The organism is Halorussus rarus, assembly GCF_003369835.1.
GTDB classification, from domain to species: Archaea; Halobacteriota; Halobacteria; order Halobacteriales; family Haladaptataceae; genus Halorussus; species Halorussus rarus.
The window spans coordinates 317,301-331,904 of sequence record NZ_QPMJ01000002.1; the positions used below are offsets into that span (position 1 = coordinate 317,301).

Here is a 14,604-nt window from a genome sequence, read left to right on the forward strand (position 1 = left end):
CTCCGGCTAATACGCTACAATACGACATCTTGAGACGTCATCGAGTCCATCCTCGCGGCGGCGCACCCCATCAGGTTTATTAGCCCCCGGCCATTAGAATTGTGCAGAATGAGCAAAACTAAGCAAGACAGTCCCGACATCAGCCCCGAGGAAGTGGCCGACCGACGAGACGACGAGGACCTGTTCGTCCTCGACGTTCGCAACGAGGACGACTACGGGGAGTGGGCGATCGAGGGGAGTCACAACCTGCCGATTTACGACCAGTTACTCGACGACGACTTCTCCGGACTGGAGGCGTCGCTCGACGAGATTCCCGAGGACAGGGAGATCGCCGTGGTCTGCGTGGCGGGGATCACCTCCGACTCCGCGGCCGGTTTCCTCCGGAACCGCGGCTACGACGCCAAGTCGATGACCGACGGCATGAACGGGTGGGGCCGCGTCCACGTTCCGTACGAGGTCGAGGACCTCGACGGCGTGGTCCAAGTCGTCCGCCCGGGCACCGGCTGCGTCTCCTACCTCGTCCACGACGGCGAGGAGGGCGTCGTGGTCGACCCCAGCCTCTACGTCGAGGAGTACCGCGACCTCGCCGAGGAGCGCGGCGTCGAACTCGTCGGCGCGGTCGACACGCACGCCCACGCCGACCACGTCAGCGGCGGGCGGGAACTGGCGGCCGGCTACGACGCGCCGTACTACCTCCACCCGGACGACGGCGGCGACCTCGACGACTACGAGCCCATCGAGGACGGCGATACCGTGGCGGTGGGCGACCGCAGCCTCGACGTCCTCCACACGCCGGGTCACACGCCCGGTAGCGTCTCGCTCCGCGTCGGCGACGCGCTGCTCTCGGGCGACACGCTGTTCATCGACAGCGTGGGCCGACCCGACCTCGAGGGCGACACCGAGACGGACGTCCGCGAGGGCGCGCGCGAACTCTTCGACAGCCTCGACCACCTCGCCGACCTTCCCGAGGAGACGGTCGTCCTGCCGGGCCACTTCAGCGACGAGGAGCTCCGGCCGCTCGCCACCACGCTCGGCGAACTCGAGGGTGACAACGAGCTGTTCGGGATGGACGACCCCGACCGGTTCGTCGACACCATCGTCGAGAGCCTCTCGGACGAGCCGGCGAACTACAACCGGATCAAGGCGATCAACTGGGGCGAGGAGCCGCTGACGGACGACGCCGCCGACCTCGAACTGGGACCGAACAACTGCGCGGCCAACTGACGCGAGTCGTCGGATCCGCCGGCGCGTGCCGGCGTACCGAACCGGTCGGACGGCCTTTCGGCCATCAAAACGTTTCTCTTCTCTCGCGAACAGGTTGTTGACATGGCCGACGAGCTATCTGACGAGACCCTCCAGCGGATGGTGTCGGTCGTCGACCCCGACTGGCAGCTCCGGGAGGCGACGCCGGTCGAGCGCGGGTTCTGCCGGGTGTCCCGCCTCGTCGTCGAGACCCCCGCGTCGACCCGGGAGTGCTACCTCAAGGCGGTTCCCGAGGGCCGCGACGCAGGCGTCGCCGCCGACGCGCGCGTCTCGGCAGTCGTGCGCGAGCACACGGCCGCACCGGTGCCGGAAGTGTACGGCGTCGTGGACGACCACCCCGACCTGCCGGCGCCGTTCTTCCTCATGGAGGCGATGCCAGGCGACGAGGTGCCCTACGAGCAGGTGGGATGGGTCGCCGACGACGTGCTCCGGACGCTGGCCCGACAGCTGGGCGAGTCGCTGGGCGAACTCCACCGCATCGACGCGGTCGAGTCGTTCGGCTACGTCTCGTACGACGAGTCGCGGGAGCTCGCCGGCGGACGGCCGTCGGGGACCGTCGACGAACTCCGCGTCCGGGACGGGCTCGACTCGTGGCCGGCGTACCTGCGGGCGCGGGTCGACCACGAACTGGGTCGGCACGCCGAGTCGGGGTTCTCGGAGCTCACGCCCCGGCTGGAGTCGTGGTGCGAGGACCGTATCGAACGCATCGAGCGCCTCGACGGGGAGTTCGAGCCGGTGCTGGGCCGCAACGACCACGGCTTCCACAACGTCCTGGTCGACGCCGGCACCGGCGACCTGACCGCGCTGCTCGACTGGGCGTACACCCTCGCGGTGACGCCGGCGTACGACCTCCAGTTCGCCGCGTACCTGTTCGGCGGCGGGTTCCTCGCGGCGATTCCCGAGGTGGAGGACCGCCAGGAGCTAGTCAGGGACGCGCTGCTGGCGGGCTATCGGTCGACCGCACCCGACCTGGCCGACGCCGCGTCGACGTATCGCCCGCTCTACGAACTGCTGGCGACGGTCCGCATCATGAACGACTTCGAGCAGTTGCGTCCGCGACTGCCGGAGGGGACGGGGGAAGTCGTCGCGAAGGGTCTCCGCGAGGACGTCGAATCGCTGGTCGACGGGGACACGCGAGAAGGGTACAGCCGATAGCGGTCGTCCCGCCCTACTCCTCGGTGTCGTAGGGTTCGCCGACCGCGGCCGGCACCCGGGTGTACCCCACGAGCGTCAGCACCACCAGCACCGCGACGTAGGGGAACAGCCCGACGATGCTGCCGGGCAGCGAGATGCCGACGGTCTGGAACTGGACCTGGAGCATGTCGGTCGCGCCGAACAGCAGCGACGCGCCGAACGCGCCCAGCGGGTTGTAGTTGCCGAACAGGTACGCCACGATGGCGATCCACCCGCGGCCGTCGACCATCGTGACGCCGGTGCCGGTGAACCCACTGCCGATGCCGATCGAGAGCACCGCGCCGGCGAGGCCGGCCATCGCGCCCGAGAACAGCACCGCCCCGTAGCGCACGCGGTTGACGTCGACGCCGGCTGTGTCGAGCGCCTCGGGGTTCTCGCCCGCGGCCTGGACCCAGTAGCCGTACCTGGTCCGGTAGAGGACGACCCACGCCGCGACCGCGGCCAGGATGGTGAACAGCACCAGCGGCGACGCGTCGAAGAGGACGCGACCGACCACCGGAATCTCGGCCAACACCGGCACGGTCACGTTGTCGATGTTCGGGAGCGAGGGGCTGGAGACGCCGTCCCAGAGCACGGTGGCGGTGAACGGCCCGAAGCCGAGGCCGACGAACCACACCGCCAGCCCGGCGACGATCTGGTCGGCCTCGTACCGGATGGTCAGGACGGCGAAGATCGCTGTCAGCAGCGTACAGACCACCACTGCGACGACGACGCCGACCCAGAGGTCGGCCTGCCCGACCGACCCGCTGCCGGACGCGAGCCACGCCCCGGCCGCGCCCGAGAGCGCGCCGAATATCATGAACCCCTCGAGCCCGATGTTGAACACGCCGCTCTTCTCGGCGTAGAGGCCGCCGATGGCCGCCAGCGCGATGGGCGTCGCGGCCCGGAGCGCGCGCTCGAACGTCCCGACCGTCAGCAGGTCGGCCACCGGCAGGTCGAACAGCGCGGCGAGCGCCGCCAGCGCGACGACTGCGACTGCGCCGGCGGCGATGCCGCGCCGGTGTCGAGTCGTATAGTCGGCGACGCTCACGGCTCGTCACCCCCGTCGGACTCCGTCCGACCCGGTCGAGCCTCCGCGGAGTTCCCTCCGAGGCCGGTGCGCCGGCCGGCCATCCGGAACAGCTCCGGCGCGGCGACGAACAGGACGACGAGGCCGACCACGCCGTCGACCAGTTCCGGCGGCACGTCGAGCGTGAAGCCGATGTACTGACCGCCGGCGTCGAGGCCGCCGAACAGAAGGCCCGCCGGCACCACGCCGAGCGGGTTGTTGGCCGCCAGCAGGCTGACCGCGATGGCGTCGAAGCCGAACCGCGGGAACGTCGAGGGGTCGCTGTAGTAGCCCAGGATCATGACGGTGAACACCGCGCCCGCGAGGCCGGCCACCATGCCCGAGAACGTCATCGTGGCGACGACGTTGCGCTTCGGGTCGACGCCGGAGTAGGCCGCCGCGGGCTCCTGGTGGCCGCTGGTCACGAGGTCGTAGCCGAACCGGGTGCGGGCCATCACGACGTAGACCGCGACCACCGTCGCGAGCGCCACGGCGAGGCCGACCACCGAGAACGACGGGCTGTCGAACACGACAGACGGGAGCGCGACGTACTCGGGGAAGTTCTCGGTGTTCGGCGCGGAGGCGCCGGCCGGCCGGAGGTAGCTGTCGACGACGTAGAAGACGACCCCCGACGCGATGAAGTTGAGCATGATTGTCGTAATGACCTCGTTGGCGTCGGCGTAGGCCTTCATGAGTCCCGGGAGCGCGGCGTACGCCCCGCCCGCCAGTATCGCGGCGAGCGTCCCGAGGACGATCAGCGCGACGCCGCCGACCGCGCCGGTCGGGAGGTGGGGCGCGAGGAACAGCACCGTGACCGCGGTGGCGAACCCGCCGACCACGAACTGGCCCTGGACGCCGATGTTGAACACGCCCGCTCGGAACGCGACCGCCACCGCCACGCCCGCGAGGACGAGCATCGTCGACTGGCGCAGCGTGAACGCGACGTTCGAGCGAGTGCCGAACGCACCGTACAGCAGCGCGGAGACGAACTCGACCGCGTCGTAGCCCGAGGCGGCGACGATGACTGCCCCGAGTACGAGCGCCAGCAGCGTCGCGGCCACCGCGATGGCGAACCGCTCGACCACCGTCGCCCGGAGCATGCGGTCGGCCGCGCGGTCGAGGGCGGCGCGGCCCCGCCAGGTGTCGCCGCTCACGACTCGACACCTCCGTCGGTCGTGGATTCGGTCCTGCCGTCGGTGGCCGATTCGGCGCTCTCGTCGGTCGTGGATTCGGCGCTCCTGTCCGTCTCCGTCGCGCCCGTCTCGCCTGCCTCGCCCGCTTCGCGGGTCTCGTCGCCCGCGTCCCGACTGCGCCCGGCCATCAGTAGGCCGAGCTCCTCCTCGGTCACCGCGTCGGGGTCGACCACGTCGACGAACTCGCCCTCGTACATGACCGCGACGCGGTCCGAGAGCTTCCGGACCTCGTCGAGCTTCGAGGAGACGAACAGCACCGCGAGCCCCGCGTCGCGCATCTCGAGCAGGCGCTCGTGGATGAACTCGATGCTCCCGATGTCGACCCCGCGAGTCGGATGGGAGGCGACGATGAGGTCCGGGTCGTGCTCGAGCTCCCGGCCGACCACGAACTTCTGCTGGTTGCCGCCCGACAGCGACGCCGCCTCGGCGTCGGCGTTCGGCGGCTGGACGTCGTACTCGTCGACGATGTCCTCGGCGTGGTCCCGGACCGCCGACCAGTCCACGAAGCCGCCGCTGACGAACGGCTCGACCGTCTGGTTGCCCAGCAGCGCGTTCCGGACCAGGTCGTAGTCCTGGACCAGCCCCTCCTCCTGGCGGTCCTCGGGGACGTAGGTGATGCCCCTCTCGATGCGGCGGCGCCGGCTGGTGTCGGTGATGTCGTTCCCGTGGAAGGTGACGGTGCCGTCCTCGACCTCGCGCAGGCCGGTCAGCGCCTCCACGAGTTCGGCCTGACCGTTCCCCTCGACGCCGGCGATGCCGAGGATCTCGCCCTCCCGGACGGTGAGGTCGACGCCGCCGACCTGTTCGAGGTCGCGGTCGTCGCGGACCCGGAGGTCCTCGACCGAGAGCGCGACGTCGCCGGGCGCGGTCTCGCGCTCGGGGTAGTCGAACAGCACGTCCCGGCCGACCATCATCCGGGCGAGCTCCTCCCGGGAGGTGTCGGCGGCCGCGACGGTGCCGACGGACTTCCCGTCGCGCAGCACGGTGATCTCGTCGGCGACCGCCATCGCCTCGTCGAGCTTGTGGGTGATGAAGATGAGCGACCGGCCGCGGTCGGTGAGTTCCTTCATCACCTCGAACAGCCCCTCGACCTCCTGGGGCGTGAGCACCGCGGTCGGCTCGTCGAGCACGAGCACGTCGGCGCCCCGGTAGAGGCTCTTGACGATCTCGACGCGCTGCTGGACGCCGACGCCCAGTTGCTCGACTTTGGTTTCGAGATACCGGTCGACGTCGAAGCCGTAGGTGTCGCAGATGTCCTCGATGTCGGCCCGGGCGCTCGATTCGTCGACCAGCCCGTTCTCCGAGGGCTCGTGGCCGAGCACGACGTTCTGGATGACTGTCATCGTGTCGACCAGCTGGAAGTGCTGGTGGATCATCCCGACGCCGGCGTCGATGGCGTCCCGGGGCGAGTCGAACGTCCGGCGCTCGCCGTCGACGTAGACGTCGCCCGCGTCGGGGTCGTAGAGGCCGTAGAGGACGCTCATCAGCGTGGTCTTGCCCGCGCCGTTCTCGCCGACGAGCGCGTGGACCGTCCCCTTCTCGAGGGTGAGGTCGACGCCGTCGTTGGCGACGACGTCGCCGAACCGCTTGGTGACGCCGTCGAGCCGGACGGCGGGTGGCTGGGTGTCGCTCATGGTAGTGGTATGAGAGTACGTAGCATAAATAACGACGAGGTGGTCGCGTCAGTTCTGGCAGCCCGAGGCCGTGCAGGGCACCGTCACGTCGCCGTTCACGATGGCCTGCTTGGACTCCTCGAGGTTCTGGGTCACGACGTCCGGGAGCTTCGGCCCGACGGCCTGGCCGAGGACCACCGCGACGGCGTCCTCCTGGAGGCCGAGCACGTTCTGGCCGTTGACCTGGTCCCAGTTGTCCTGGACCACGGCCTGGGCGACGTCGCGGGTCCCCTCGTTGATGAACTTGACCGCCGACCCCATGATGACGTCCTGGTAGTCGGGCAGCGTCTTCGACTGGTCGGAGTCGACGCCGATGGCGAACCGGTTCGCGTCGCGGGCGGCCTGGAAGACGCCCTGCCCGGCCGCCGCGGCGGCGTGGTAGACGATGTCCGCGCCCGCGTCGTACTGGGAGCTCGCGATGTTGTTCGCGGTCTGGGTGTCGGTGTAGTTGCCGATGTAGCCGACCCGGACGTCGACGTCCTCGTTGACCCACTCGGCGCCCGCGACGTAGGACCGCTCGAAGGCGTTGATGAGCGCCCCGTCGACGCCGCCGACGAAGCCGATGACGGCGTTGTCGGGGTTCAGCGAGTTGCCGGAGTGGGAAAGCTCGCGGGTCGTCATCGTGCCGGCGAGCACGCCCGCCTGGAACGACATCTCGTGGTTGGCCCAGGTGTAGCCGGCGACGTTGGGCTGGTCGACGTAGTCGTTGATGAGCATCCACCGCTGGTCGGAGTACTGGGAGGCGTTGGTCTCCAGCGCCTGCGTGTGGTTGTACCCGACCAGCACGATGAGGTCGTAGTCCGGGTTCGAGCTCTCGGCGAGCCGCGACTGGACCGTCCGGTACTGGGACTGGTCGGTCTCCTCGACCTGCTGAATCTCGATGTTGTAGTTCTCGGCGGCCGCCCGAATCCCCTCCAGCGCGAGGTCGTTGAACGCGCCGTCGCCGAACCCGGCGGGACTCGAGACGATGGCGATGTTCGTGGGTTCGCCGCCCCCGCCGCCCCCGCTCGTCGTAGTCGTGGTTGTTCCCCCGCCTCCGCCGCTTTCCGTCGTCGTGGTGGTCGAACCGCCGTCCTGGCCGCCGGTACAGCCGGCCAGCCCGATTCCCGCCACGAGGGCCGCGCCCGACCGGAGGACGCTCCGCCGGTCGACGTCGCTCGCGGTCAGCTTCCGCCTGTACGCCGGTTCCGAGTCGCCGTCCGCCTGCCTGTCACCCGTCATGGTATTCCGTGGTAAGCATTTACTTCGACCATTGTAAATGATTACCTTTTGTGATTGGTTTGTAGGTGCGAGTGATAAACCCTTAGCTCGCTCCCGGCGGGCGTTCGACGCCGCTGTCGTACCAGTTTCCGGATAATCGAGGACCGGCGACGCTCCGGGATGACGGAGGGGTTCATCGGCAAGACGTGCGGGGTCGACGCGTTCGCCGGCGGCGAGTCCCGAGCCGGGAAAACCCACCTTTCATGCCGCGTCCCGACCAACTCCCGTCCGAAACTGACCGATGAAGCACCTCCCCAAGCACCTCCGACCGCGGTGGCGCTACCTCGCGGTCGGCATCGAGTCGTGGCCCGACGCCGACATCACCCGGCGGGACTTCCAGCGCAGCGTCTGGTTCGCCGCCCAGAACCTGCTTGGCGACGCCGGGAGCGCCGACGCCGACCTGTCGGTGCTCCAGTTCGAGTTCGGGGACGGGACCGGGGAGGCCGTGGTCCGCGCCCGGCACGGCCACGCCGACGAGGCACGGGCCGCGATTGCCTGCATCGACGAAGTCAAGAACGACCCCGTCGGCCTCCGCGTCCGCGGTATAAGCGGTACGGTCCGTGCCTGTGAAGAAAAGTATTTACGACGAGGCGGCCAATTTTGGGACGAGAGAAAAGTCGTGTTCGGGGACGCCCAGCGGATAGCAGTCGAGCGAGGCGGACTCCTCGACGTGCGAACCGACGGGACGTTCGCGGGCGCGACGGAACTCGATTTCGAGTGATACTATGCAGGGACAATCCCAACAGCAGGCCTACGACCGCGGGATCACCATCTTCTCCCCGGACGGACGCCTCTACCAGGTCGAGTACGCCCGCGAGGCCGTCAAGCGCGGCACGGCGAGTATCGGCATCCGCACCGAAGGCGGCATCGTGCTCGCGGTGGACAAGCGCATCCGCTCGGAGCTGATGGAGCGGACCAGCGTCGAGAAGATACACAAGGCCGACGACCACATCGGCATCGCCTCCGCGGGCCACGTCGCCGACGCCCGCCAGCTCATCGACTTCGCCCGGAGGCAGGCCCAGGTCAACCGCCTGCGATACGGCGAGCCCGTCGGCGTCGAGACGCTGACCAAGGAGGTCACCGACCACATCCAGCAGTACACCCAGGTCGGCGGCGCGCGCCCGTTCGGCGTCGCGCTCATCATCGGCGGCATCGAGGACGGCGAGCCGCGACTCTACGAGACCGATCCGTCCGGCACTCCCTACGAGTGGCGGGCGCTCGCGGTCGGCGCGGACCGCGGCGAGATCCAGGAGTACCTCGAGGACAACTACAGCGAGGCCATGGACCTCGACGGCGGCATCGAGCTCGCGCTCCGGGCGCTCGGCTCGGTCAACGACGACCAGCTCAGCCCCGAGGGCGTCGGCATCGCTACGGTCGACGCCGAGTCCGAGCAGTTCATGGAGCTCTCGAACGACGAGACTGAAGAGTACCTCAGCGAACTCGACCTGCTCGGCGGCGGCGACGACGAAGACGAGCCGGAAGAGGAGTAGCGTAGTCGACCTTCTTTCCCGCGGTTCTCGACGAGACAAGTAGCGACTGCTGTAACAGGTAGTGAGGACCCCTCCCGCTCGTAGTCCTTCATTGCGAGTGGCAGTATCGACGCTGTGTCCGCTCAGAAAACCCCCGGACGCTCGCGGTCGCTGAGCGACATATCCGACGGACGTGGTTGCGTCGGATAGAGGCCGCTCGGACGACTGAACTGTACGCGAGCGTCCGGCCCCTTTCAGTCCCGCCCGTCGGTAGACTCGCCGAGCGCATCCCTGGGTTGCAGGACCAGCACCGACGTACAAGCAGGAGCCCTACTTCGTCACCCGTCCAGAACGCCGACGCGCTCGCCCCGGTAGCCGAACACGTTCTCGTAGCCGTACGGCGACATCAGCACCGGGTAGAACGGTTCGTCGGCAATCAGCCTCTCGCCGTCGGTCGCCGCGTACGCCTCGCCGGCCTCGACGCGCTCGAAGTTCTCGGCGAACACCGCGTACTCGTCGCCGCCGTTCTTGGCCACCGGGCTGCCGAGCCGGTAGACGGTCACCTCGCCGCGGTCCTCGCCCGCGACGGGTTCTGCGTCGGGCAGCGCGCCGGTGGCCCGGAGGAAGCCGTAGATCAGGTCGACCGCGTTGTCGGCCGCGCGGTCCGACCCCTGGAGGCCGCACTCGACCTCGACGACGTGGGGGTACTCGATGAGACGGCCCTCGCTCTCGGCGCCGGTCTCGACCAGTACCGAGACCGGGAGGTACGGGCAGACCGAGCGCGCGACCGCGTCGACCGTATCGACCAGCGCGAAGGGGTCGGCGTACGACTGGGTGGAGTGGAGCGAGAGAGTGGTGCAGTCCCGGATCTCGCGCGCGAGGTCGGCGGCCAGCCGGCGCTCGTGGGTGTCGGCGTCCGGGTCGCCCGGGAACGCGCGGTTGAGGTCCTCCTCGACGTACCGGACGCCCCGCTCCAGCGCCTCCTCGTTGGCGATCACGAACTTGACGGGGCGCTCGACGGCGGGCGACTCGGCCAGCACGCGCTCGATTCCCCGGACGCCGCACGGCTCGTCGCCGTGTATCCCGGCGACCACGGCGATCTCGGGGGTACCCTCGCCCAACTGCTCGATTCGCATCGGCGGAAGAACGGAAACGCTCGGCCTTGAGGGTTTCGGGTCTCAGTTCTCGGTCGGCTCGCAGAGTTCGCGGACCGGCGACTCGAACGCCAAGCCGTCGTCGGTCAGCGCCACGTAGTCGGCCTCCTGGTCGTAGTCCACCAGCCCCGCGGCCGCGAGCTTCGGGACGTGGGTGTGGTACAGCGAGAGGTAGATCTCCAAGACGTCGTCGGGGTCGATCTCGGTCAGGGGCCGCTCGCGCTCGGCGACCGCGACCTCGTCGGCGAGGTCCGGCAGCGAGAGGTCGTCGTGGGACACCAGCGTGAGGTAGGCGGTCCGCCGCCGGTAGTCGGCGAACAGTTCGCAGAGCGCGTCGATCGAGACGTCGGAGGCGGCGGCCTCGAAGGACTCGACGGCCGAGGCGACCGCCGCGAACCGGGAGTCGGGACGGTACCGGACGAGGCCCCGGTCGGCGTCGTAGTCGACGAGACCCGCGTCGTCGAGTTTCGGCAGCAACGTGTGGTGGAGCCGGGCGCACAGGCGGCGCTCGGCGTCCGGCGCGTCGGCGCCGGACTCCTTAGCGTCTGCGTCCCCGCTCGCGAGTCGGGCCGCGAGGTCCGGTACGACGACCGCCTCGTCGCGTTCGGCGAGCTGGCCGAGCAGGGCGCGACACGTCCGGTCCGACAGCGCGTCGAAGGCGGCGTCGAGCGGGGCGTCTCGCTCGGCGCGATGCCGGCGCGCGTCGGCCGTCCGGTTCTGGCGGGAGTCGGTTGTCGTCATGTGCTGACCTCCTGTGGTGGGAGCGCGTAGTCGGAGACCACTCTGTCTCGAGAGTCGCCACCAGAGCTATATAAGTTGTCGATTCGTTTTGATTGCGCATAAGGAATTAGAGGCAAATTAGCGAACCGGCGGCGAGAAGTGCAAGAAAATACGGGGTTCACTCCAGCGACTCGGCGTAGGCGACGTCCGACTCGTCGCCCACCGGACGCGTCCCGTCGAGTTCTATCTGCCAGCCCTCCAGGACCCCGGGGTCGTCGAGCGCCCGGGTCATCGTCTCGCGGACGTCGAGCAGGTCGACCCCGTAGTAGTCGCGGGGGACGCCGTGGAGGTACTGGAGCGCGGTCTCGAACAGCGACCGCATCCCGCCGTCGTCCTCGAAGTCGAAGTGCTTGTACGCGCCCGCGGCGACCTGGACCATCCCGTGGCAGAACTTCGACTCGGTGGTCCCGCTGCCGTAGTTGTACCACTCGTCCTCGAAGCAGTCGTGGGACTCGTGGAACTCCCCGGCGTTGAACAGCCTGACGCCGTGGGCGGTCGCGCGCCGGAGCGTGTCGTGCTCCCAGTGGCCCGCCGCCGGGAGCCACCCCGTCGGGCTCCCCGAGCGGGGCGGGCCGACCGACTCGTCGCGGGTGTGCTCGTCCATGCGGGACACCACGGGGCGGAGCCGGGTAACGTCGTCGGACCGTCAGAACCGCGCCGACCCAAACAGATACGCTCCCCGAACCCGAACGTGGAGCCGTGACCGTCGGCCACGACTACCACGTCCACTCGAACTACTCGGACGGGACCCGGCTGCCCCGGATGCTCGACGCCGCCGCCGACGCGGGACTCGACGCGGTCGGGTTCGCCGACCACTGCAACGTCGCCGAGCGCGAGCGCCTCCGGACGGTCAAGCGTGAGCACGGTATCAACCTCGACCGGACGTACGCCCTCCGCCGCGACGCCATCGAGTCGCTGCGCGAACGGTACGACCTCCGCATCTACGACGCGGTGGAGCTCGACTACGACCCCCGCGACGAGTCGGCCATCGCGAGGTTCCTCGACGAGGCCGACTTCGACTACGCCATCGGTTAGCGTCCACCGCGTCGGTGGGACGAACGTCCAGCGCAGCGCGCCCTTCGCGGACCTGTCGGAGCGCGAGCGCCGGGCGTTCGTCGACGACTACTACGAGCGATTGGTCGCGCTCGTCGAGTCGGAGCTGTTCGACGTCGCGGCCCACCTCGACCTCCCCGAGCGCACGCCCGAACTCCGGGGGTACGCCACGGCCGACCACCACCGGATGGTGGCCGACGCGTTCCGGCGATCGGCGACGGTGCCGGAGCTCAACGCCGGACGCGCGCTCCGCGAGTACGGCGAGTACCACCCGGCGCCCGACTTCCGGGCGGCGCTCCGGGAGCGCGGCGTCGAGTTCGTCACCGGGTCGGACTCCCACGCCCCGGACGAGATCCGGAAGCGGACCCGGGCGTTCGAATCGCACTTCGCCGACCGGGAGGCCGAGCCCGTCCGGCTGTTCGACTGACGTCGGGCGTCAACCGTCCGGACGACGCCCGGATTCCGCCTTCAGCCAGCACTCTCTGACGAGGTGGAATCGGCGGTCTCGTCCGCCACCGGATGCGGACTCTCGTCGAGTATCTCGAGCGCCCGGGCGAACGCCTCCTCGCCGGTCTCGAACTCGCCCTCGTGGTTCCACTCGTCGTCGCCGCCGGTCGTGTACACGTCGAAGTCGTCCCCGCGGTACTCGTGGCTCTCGACGTAGAGCTCCCGGTCGACGCCGTCGTCGTCGACGAGCAGCCAGACGCCCAGTTCCTTGCCCCCTTCGAGGTCACGCCGTCGTTCCCAGTGCATCGCAGGACCGACGACGCGGCCCGAGTTAAATTCGACGCGGAGGCGGAGCGGGACCGACAGCCGGCACCGTCGTTAATGTTTTATAGTTAAAAATCCACCCTTTGCGTGTGCGTACCGTGGACGCCGAGAGCCAGACGCCCGACTGGATGCACAGCGCGGACACCGCCATCCTCGAGTACTTCCAGCGGAGCCAGCCCGAGTACATCCCGCTGGTCGCGAACCGGCTCGGGATGCACCTCGACTACGTCGACGGGCGGTGCCAGTGCCTCGTCGAGTACGGGCTGCTCGAGCAGGTCACCGGCGAGGCCGTCTACCAACTCACGGACCGCGGTGAGGGGTATCTCGCGGGCGAACTGACGCTCGGCGACGTCCCGGACGGCGCGTAGCCGTCTGGGCTACCGTTGGAGGGTCCTTCTTCCTTGCGGCCGGCGGCGCCGCAGTCGCTCACGACAAGCAGTTCGCGAAGTCGCTCTGGAATGGCCGCGGCCCCGGCGACACGTCCTTCGAATCACGAGACCGAGAGATGGTTCCGAATGGCCCGACCGATTATCTTTCGGCCCGAAGTCACTTTTAAATCCCGCTCGAAGTCGCGGTGTGAACGACGAGACTGTGTTCGAACGCCTCGGCGGTCGCGACGCGGTCGAGAGCGTCGTCGACGACTTCTACGACCGAGTCCTGAGCGACGAGCGGGTGGTCCACCACTTCGAGGACAGCGACACGACCGAACTGCGGGCCCACCAGGTCCAGTTCATCGCCGCGGTGACCGGCGGCCCGGTCGAGTACTCCGGTCGGGACATGCAAGAGGCCCACCCCGGTATGGGCATCACGGACGCGGAGTTCGACGTCATCGCCGACCACCTGGAGACCGCGCTCGCCGAGAACGAAGTCGCCGACGAGGACCGTCAGCGAGTGCTCGCCGACGTCGAGGAGTTGCGCCCCGAAATCGTGGAGGGACGCTCGGCGAGTACACCCACCAGTTAAGTCGGGCGACCGCCCGAGCGTGCGGTCGCCGACCGACCTCGAACCCCCGTGCTCCCTATGCCTCGCGGGATGCGACGTCGAGCAACTGCAACGCCTGCTTCAGGTGGAAGTTCTTCTCGGTCGGATCGTCGGTTTCCAGCGCGCTTTCGAGATGTTCGACGGCCCCAGTCCGCGCCCGTGCGTGTTTGGTGCGGGTCCCCATAGCCGGGACTCCCAGGCCAGTTACTTAGTTCTTCTCCACCCGTTCCACTCGAATCAGACGAAGCGTCAGACGGATAGTGGGACCGGCAACCGCCGCCCCGGACGTGGCCGAGACTCCGCGGAATCTGTCGCCTCGGAAGTGAAGTGTTGCGAGGGAAGAGCGCCCCGTGAGGGCGTCTTCTGCATCTTGGCGCGGCGATACCGCGCACATCCAACGTGGCAAAGCCACGCTTGCGATGCGAGGGAAGGGATTCGAACCCTTGGACCCCTACGGGAGCGGATCTTGAGTCCGCCGCCGTTTCCAGGCTTGGCTACCCTCGCACGCGGTCTGCGTCGTCGCGGGGTTTCGCCCGGCAGTCGGTCCTACAGCGGGAAGTATATAAACCTCCTGCGGTGTCGGAGCGAGCCGGTACCGGAACCACCTTCGGAACTAGATTTCGGGTACGGCGCCGGGAGTAGGCGACGCCTACGCGACGGTAGGCGCCGCGAGTAGGACGGGGGAGTCGCTTAGACCCACCCTGGGAAGTCCGAAACGCGAGCGTACGAGGCGTATAACGAAAAGCGAACGTGTTGACCAGCGTT

Annotated in this window: 15 protein-coding genes, 1 tRNA gene and 1 pseudogene; 7 read left to right on the top strand and 10 right to left on the bottom strand. The window is 68.8% G+C overall.

The window, feature by feature from the left end; translation table 11 throughout:
- Positions 1–108 precede the first annotated feature (108 nt).
- Complete coding sequence (locus tag DVR07_RS09825) at positions 109–1,224, top strand: MBL fold metallo-hydrolase (protein ID WP_115796848.1); 1,116 nt, start codon at positions 109–111, stop codon at positions 1,222–1,224.
- Positions 1,225–1,326: 102 nt separating this feature from the next.
- The gene (locus DVR07_RS09830; protein ID WP_115796849.1) at positions 1,327–2,418 is read left to right on the top strand and encodes a phosphotransferase family protein; all 1,092 of its coding nucleotides are present in this window, start codon (positions 1,327–1,329) and stop codon (positions 2,416–2,418) included.
- Between the two features lie 13 nt (positions 2,419–2,431).
- Here DVR07_RS09830 and DVR07_RS09835 read toward each other — a convergent pair whose 3' ends face one another.
- From DVR07_RS09835 to DVR07_RS09850, 4 genes are read right to left on the bottom strand one after another with little or no spacing between them, the layout of a single operon-like run.
- Positions 2,432–3,487, bottom strand: coding sequence for an ABC transporter permease (locus tag DVR07_RS09835; protein ID WP_115796851.1), 1,056 nt, complete (start codon positions 3,485–3,487; stop codon positions 2,432–2,434).
- A complete protein-coding gene (locus DVR07_RS09840) occupies positions 3,484–4,605 on the bottom strand; it encodes an ABC transporter permease (RefSeq protein ID WP_115798307.1) in 1,122 nt (373 codons plus the stop codon). The genes DVR07_RS09835 and DVR07_RS09840 overlap by 4 nt, the downstream gene beginning before the upstream one ends.
- A 50-nt stretch (positions 4,606–4,655) precedes the next feature.
- Positions 4,656–6,332, bottom strand: coding sequence for an ABC transporter ATP-binding protein (locus DVR07_RS09845; protein ID WP_115796854.1), 1,677 nt, complete (start codon positions 6,330–6,332; stop codon positions 4,656–4,658).
- A gap of 48 nt (positions 6,333–6,380) precedes the next feature.
- On the bottom strand, positions 6,381–7,592 hold the full coding sequence (locus tag DVR07_RS09850) for a BMP family lipoprotein (protein WP_115796856.1): 1,212 nt from the start codon (positions 7,590–7,592) through the stop codon (positions 6,381–6,383).
- Positions 7,593–7,872: 280 nt separating this feature from the next.
- Between DVR07_RS09850 and DVR07_RS09855 the strand changes: the two genes are divergently transcribed.
- Both DVR07_RS09855 and psmA read left to right on the top strand, forming a co-directional pair.
- Positions 7,873–8,352 carry an Rpp14/Pop5 family protein gene (locus tag DVR07_RS09855; RefSeq protein WP_115796858.1) on the top strand — a complete coding sequence of 160 codons (480 nt, stop codon included), beginning with the start codon at positions 7,873–7,875 and terminating at the stop codon, positions 8,350–8,352.
- A gap of 4 nt (positions 8,353–8,356) precedes the next feature.
- Positions 8,357–9,121: an archaeal proteasome endopeptidase complex subunit alpha gene (psmA, locus tag DVR07_RS09860; protein ID WP_115796860.1), complete on the top strand. Its 765-nt coding sequence runs from the start codon at positions 8,357–8,359 to the stop codon at positions 9,119–9,121.
- 317 nt (positions 9,122–9,438) lie between these two features.
- Here psmA and DVR07_RS09865 read toward each other — a convergent pair whose 3' ends face one another.
- The 3 genes from DVR07_RS09865 to DVR07_RS09875 all read right to left on the bottom strand — a co-directional run bounded on the left by DVR07_RS09865 (position 9,439) and on the right by DVR07_RS09875 (position 11,638).
- Positions 9,439–10,236 (bottom strand): succinylglutamate desuccinylase/aspartoacylase domain-containing protein, encoded by a 798-nt coding sequence (locus DVR07_RS09865; RefSeq protein ID WP_115796862.1) that lies wholly within the window; start codon positions 10,234–10,236, stop codon positions 9,439–9,441.
- A gap of 42 nt (positions 10,237–10,278) precedes the next feature.
- On the bottom strand, positions 10,279–10,995 hold the full coding sequence (locus DVR07_RS09870) for a DUF7344 domain-containing protein (RefSeq protein WP_115796864.1): 717 nt from the start codon (positions 10,993–10,995) through the stop codon (positions 10,279–10,281).
- Positions 10,996–11,152: 157 nt separating this feature from the next.
- Positions 11,153–11,638: a DUF309 domain-containing protein gene (locus tag DVR07_RS09875; RefSeq protein ID WP_115796865.1), complete on the bottom strand. Its 486-nt coding sequence runs from the start codon at positions 11,636–11,638 to the stop codon at positions 11,153–11,155.
- Positions 11,639–11,796: 158 nt separating this feature from the next.
- Between DVR07_RS09875 and DVR07_RS22695 the strand changes: the two are divergent.
- Positions 11,797–12,514 (top strand): annotated as a pseudogene (locus tag DVR07_RS22695) (PHP domain-containing protein).
- A 41-nt stretch (positions 12,515–12,555) separates the two neighbouring features.
- Here the strand turns inward: DVR07_RS22695 and DVR07_RS09885 are convergent.
- Positions 12,556–12,840, bottom strand: coding sequence for a hypothetical protein (locus DVR07_RS09885; protein WP_115796867.1), 285 nt, complete (start codon positions 12,838–12,840; stop codon positions 12,556–12,558).
- 107 nt (positions 12,841–12,947) lie between these two features.
- Here DVR07_RS09885 and DVR07_RS09890 point away from each other — a divergent pair, with 107 nt between their 5' ends.
- Both DVR07_RS09890 and DVR07_RS09895 read left to right on the top strand, forming a co-directional pair.
- Entirely contained in the window at positions 12,948–13,226 is a 279-nt protein-coding gene (locus DVR07_RS09890) for a DUF2250 domain-containing protein (protein WP_162829503.1), read from the top strand.
- Between the two features lie 208 nt (positions 13,227–13,434).
- Positions 13,435–13,821 carry a group I truncated hemoglobin gene (locus DVR07_RS09895; RefSeq protein ID WP_115796872.1) on the top strand — a complete coding sequence of 129 codons (387 nt, stop codon included), beginning with the start codon at positions 13,435–13,437 and terminating at the stop codon, positions 13,819–13,821.
- Between the two features lie 55 nt (positions 13,822–13,876).
- On the opposite strand, the gene DVR07_RS22075 is transcribed toward DVR07_RS09895, so the two are convergent.
- Together DVR07_RS22075 and DVR07_RS09900 are read right to left on the bottom strand one after the other, a co-directional pair.
- Positions 13,877–14,023 (bottom strand): hypothetical protein, encoded by a 147-nt coding sequence (locus DVR07_RS22075; RefSeq protein ID WP_165881745.1) that lies wholly within the window; start codon positions 14,021–14,023, stop codon positions 13,877–13,879.
- 236 nt (positions 14,024–14,259) lie between these two features.
- Positions 14,260–14,343, bottom strand: a tRNA-Leu gene (locus DVR07_RS09900).
- Positions 14,344–14,604: the final 261 nt, after the last annotated feature.

Excerpts from the sequence above, each read along its gene's own strand:
- DVR07_RS09840 (WP_115798307.1), bottom strand. The coding sequence starts at position 4,605 with ATGCTCCGGGCGACGGTGGTCGAGCGGTTCGCCATCGCGGTGGCCGCG.
- DVR07_RS09850 (WP_115796856.1), bottom strand. The coding sequence starts at position 7,592 with ATGACGGGTGACAGGCAGGCGGACGGCGACTCGGAACCGGCGTACAGG.
- DVR07_RS09865 (WP_115796862.1), bottom strand. The coding sequence starts at position 10,236 with ATGCGAATCGAGCAGTTGGGCGAGGGTACCCCCGAGATCGCCGTGGTC.
- DVR07_RS09870 (WP_115796864.1), bottom strand. The coding sequence starts at position 10,995 with ATGACGACAACCGACTCCCGCCAGAACCGGACGGCCGACGCGCGCCGG.
- DVR07_RS09885 (WP_115796867.1), bottom strand. The coding sequence starts at position 12,840 with ATGCACTGGGAACGACGGCGTGACCTCGAAGGGGGCAAGGAACTGGGC.
- DVR07_RS09845 (WP_115796854.1), bottom strand. The coding sequence starts at position 6,332 with ATGAGCGACACCCAGCCACCCGCCGTCCGGCTCGACGGCGTCACCAAG.
- psmA (WP_115796860.1), top strand. The coding sequence starts at position 8,357 with ATGCAGGGACAATCCCAACAGCAGGCCTACGACCGCGGGATCACCATC.
- DVR07_RS09830 (WP_115796849.1), top strand. The coding sequence starts at position 1,327 with ATGGCCGACGAGCTATCTGACGAGACCCTCCAGCGGATGGTGTCGGTC.
- DVR07_RS09875 (WP_115796865.1), bottom strand. The coding sequence starts at position 11,638 with ATGGACGAGCACACCCGCGACGAGTCGGTCGGCCCGCCCCGCTCGGGG.
- DVR07_RS22075 (WP_165881745.1), bottom strand. The coding sequence starts at position 14,023 with ATGGGGACCCGCACCAAACACGCACGGGCGCGGACTGGGGCCGTCGAA.
- DVR07_RS09825 (WP_115796848.1), top strand. The coding sequence starts at position 109 with ATGAGCAAAACTAAGCAAGACAGTCCCGACATCAGCCCCGAGGAAGTG.
- DVR07_RS09855 (WP_115796858.1), top strand. The coding sequence starts at position 7,873 with ATGAAGCACCTCCCCAAGCACCTCCGACCGCGGTGGCGCTACCTCGCG.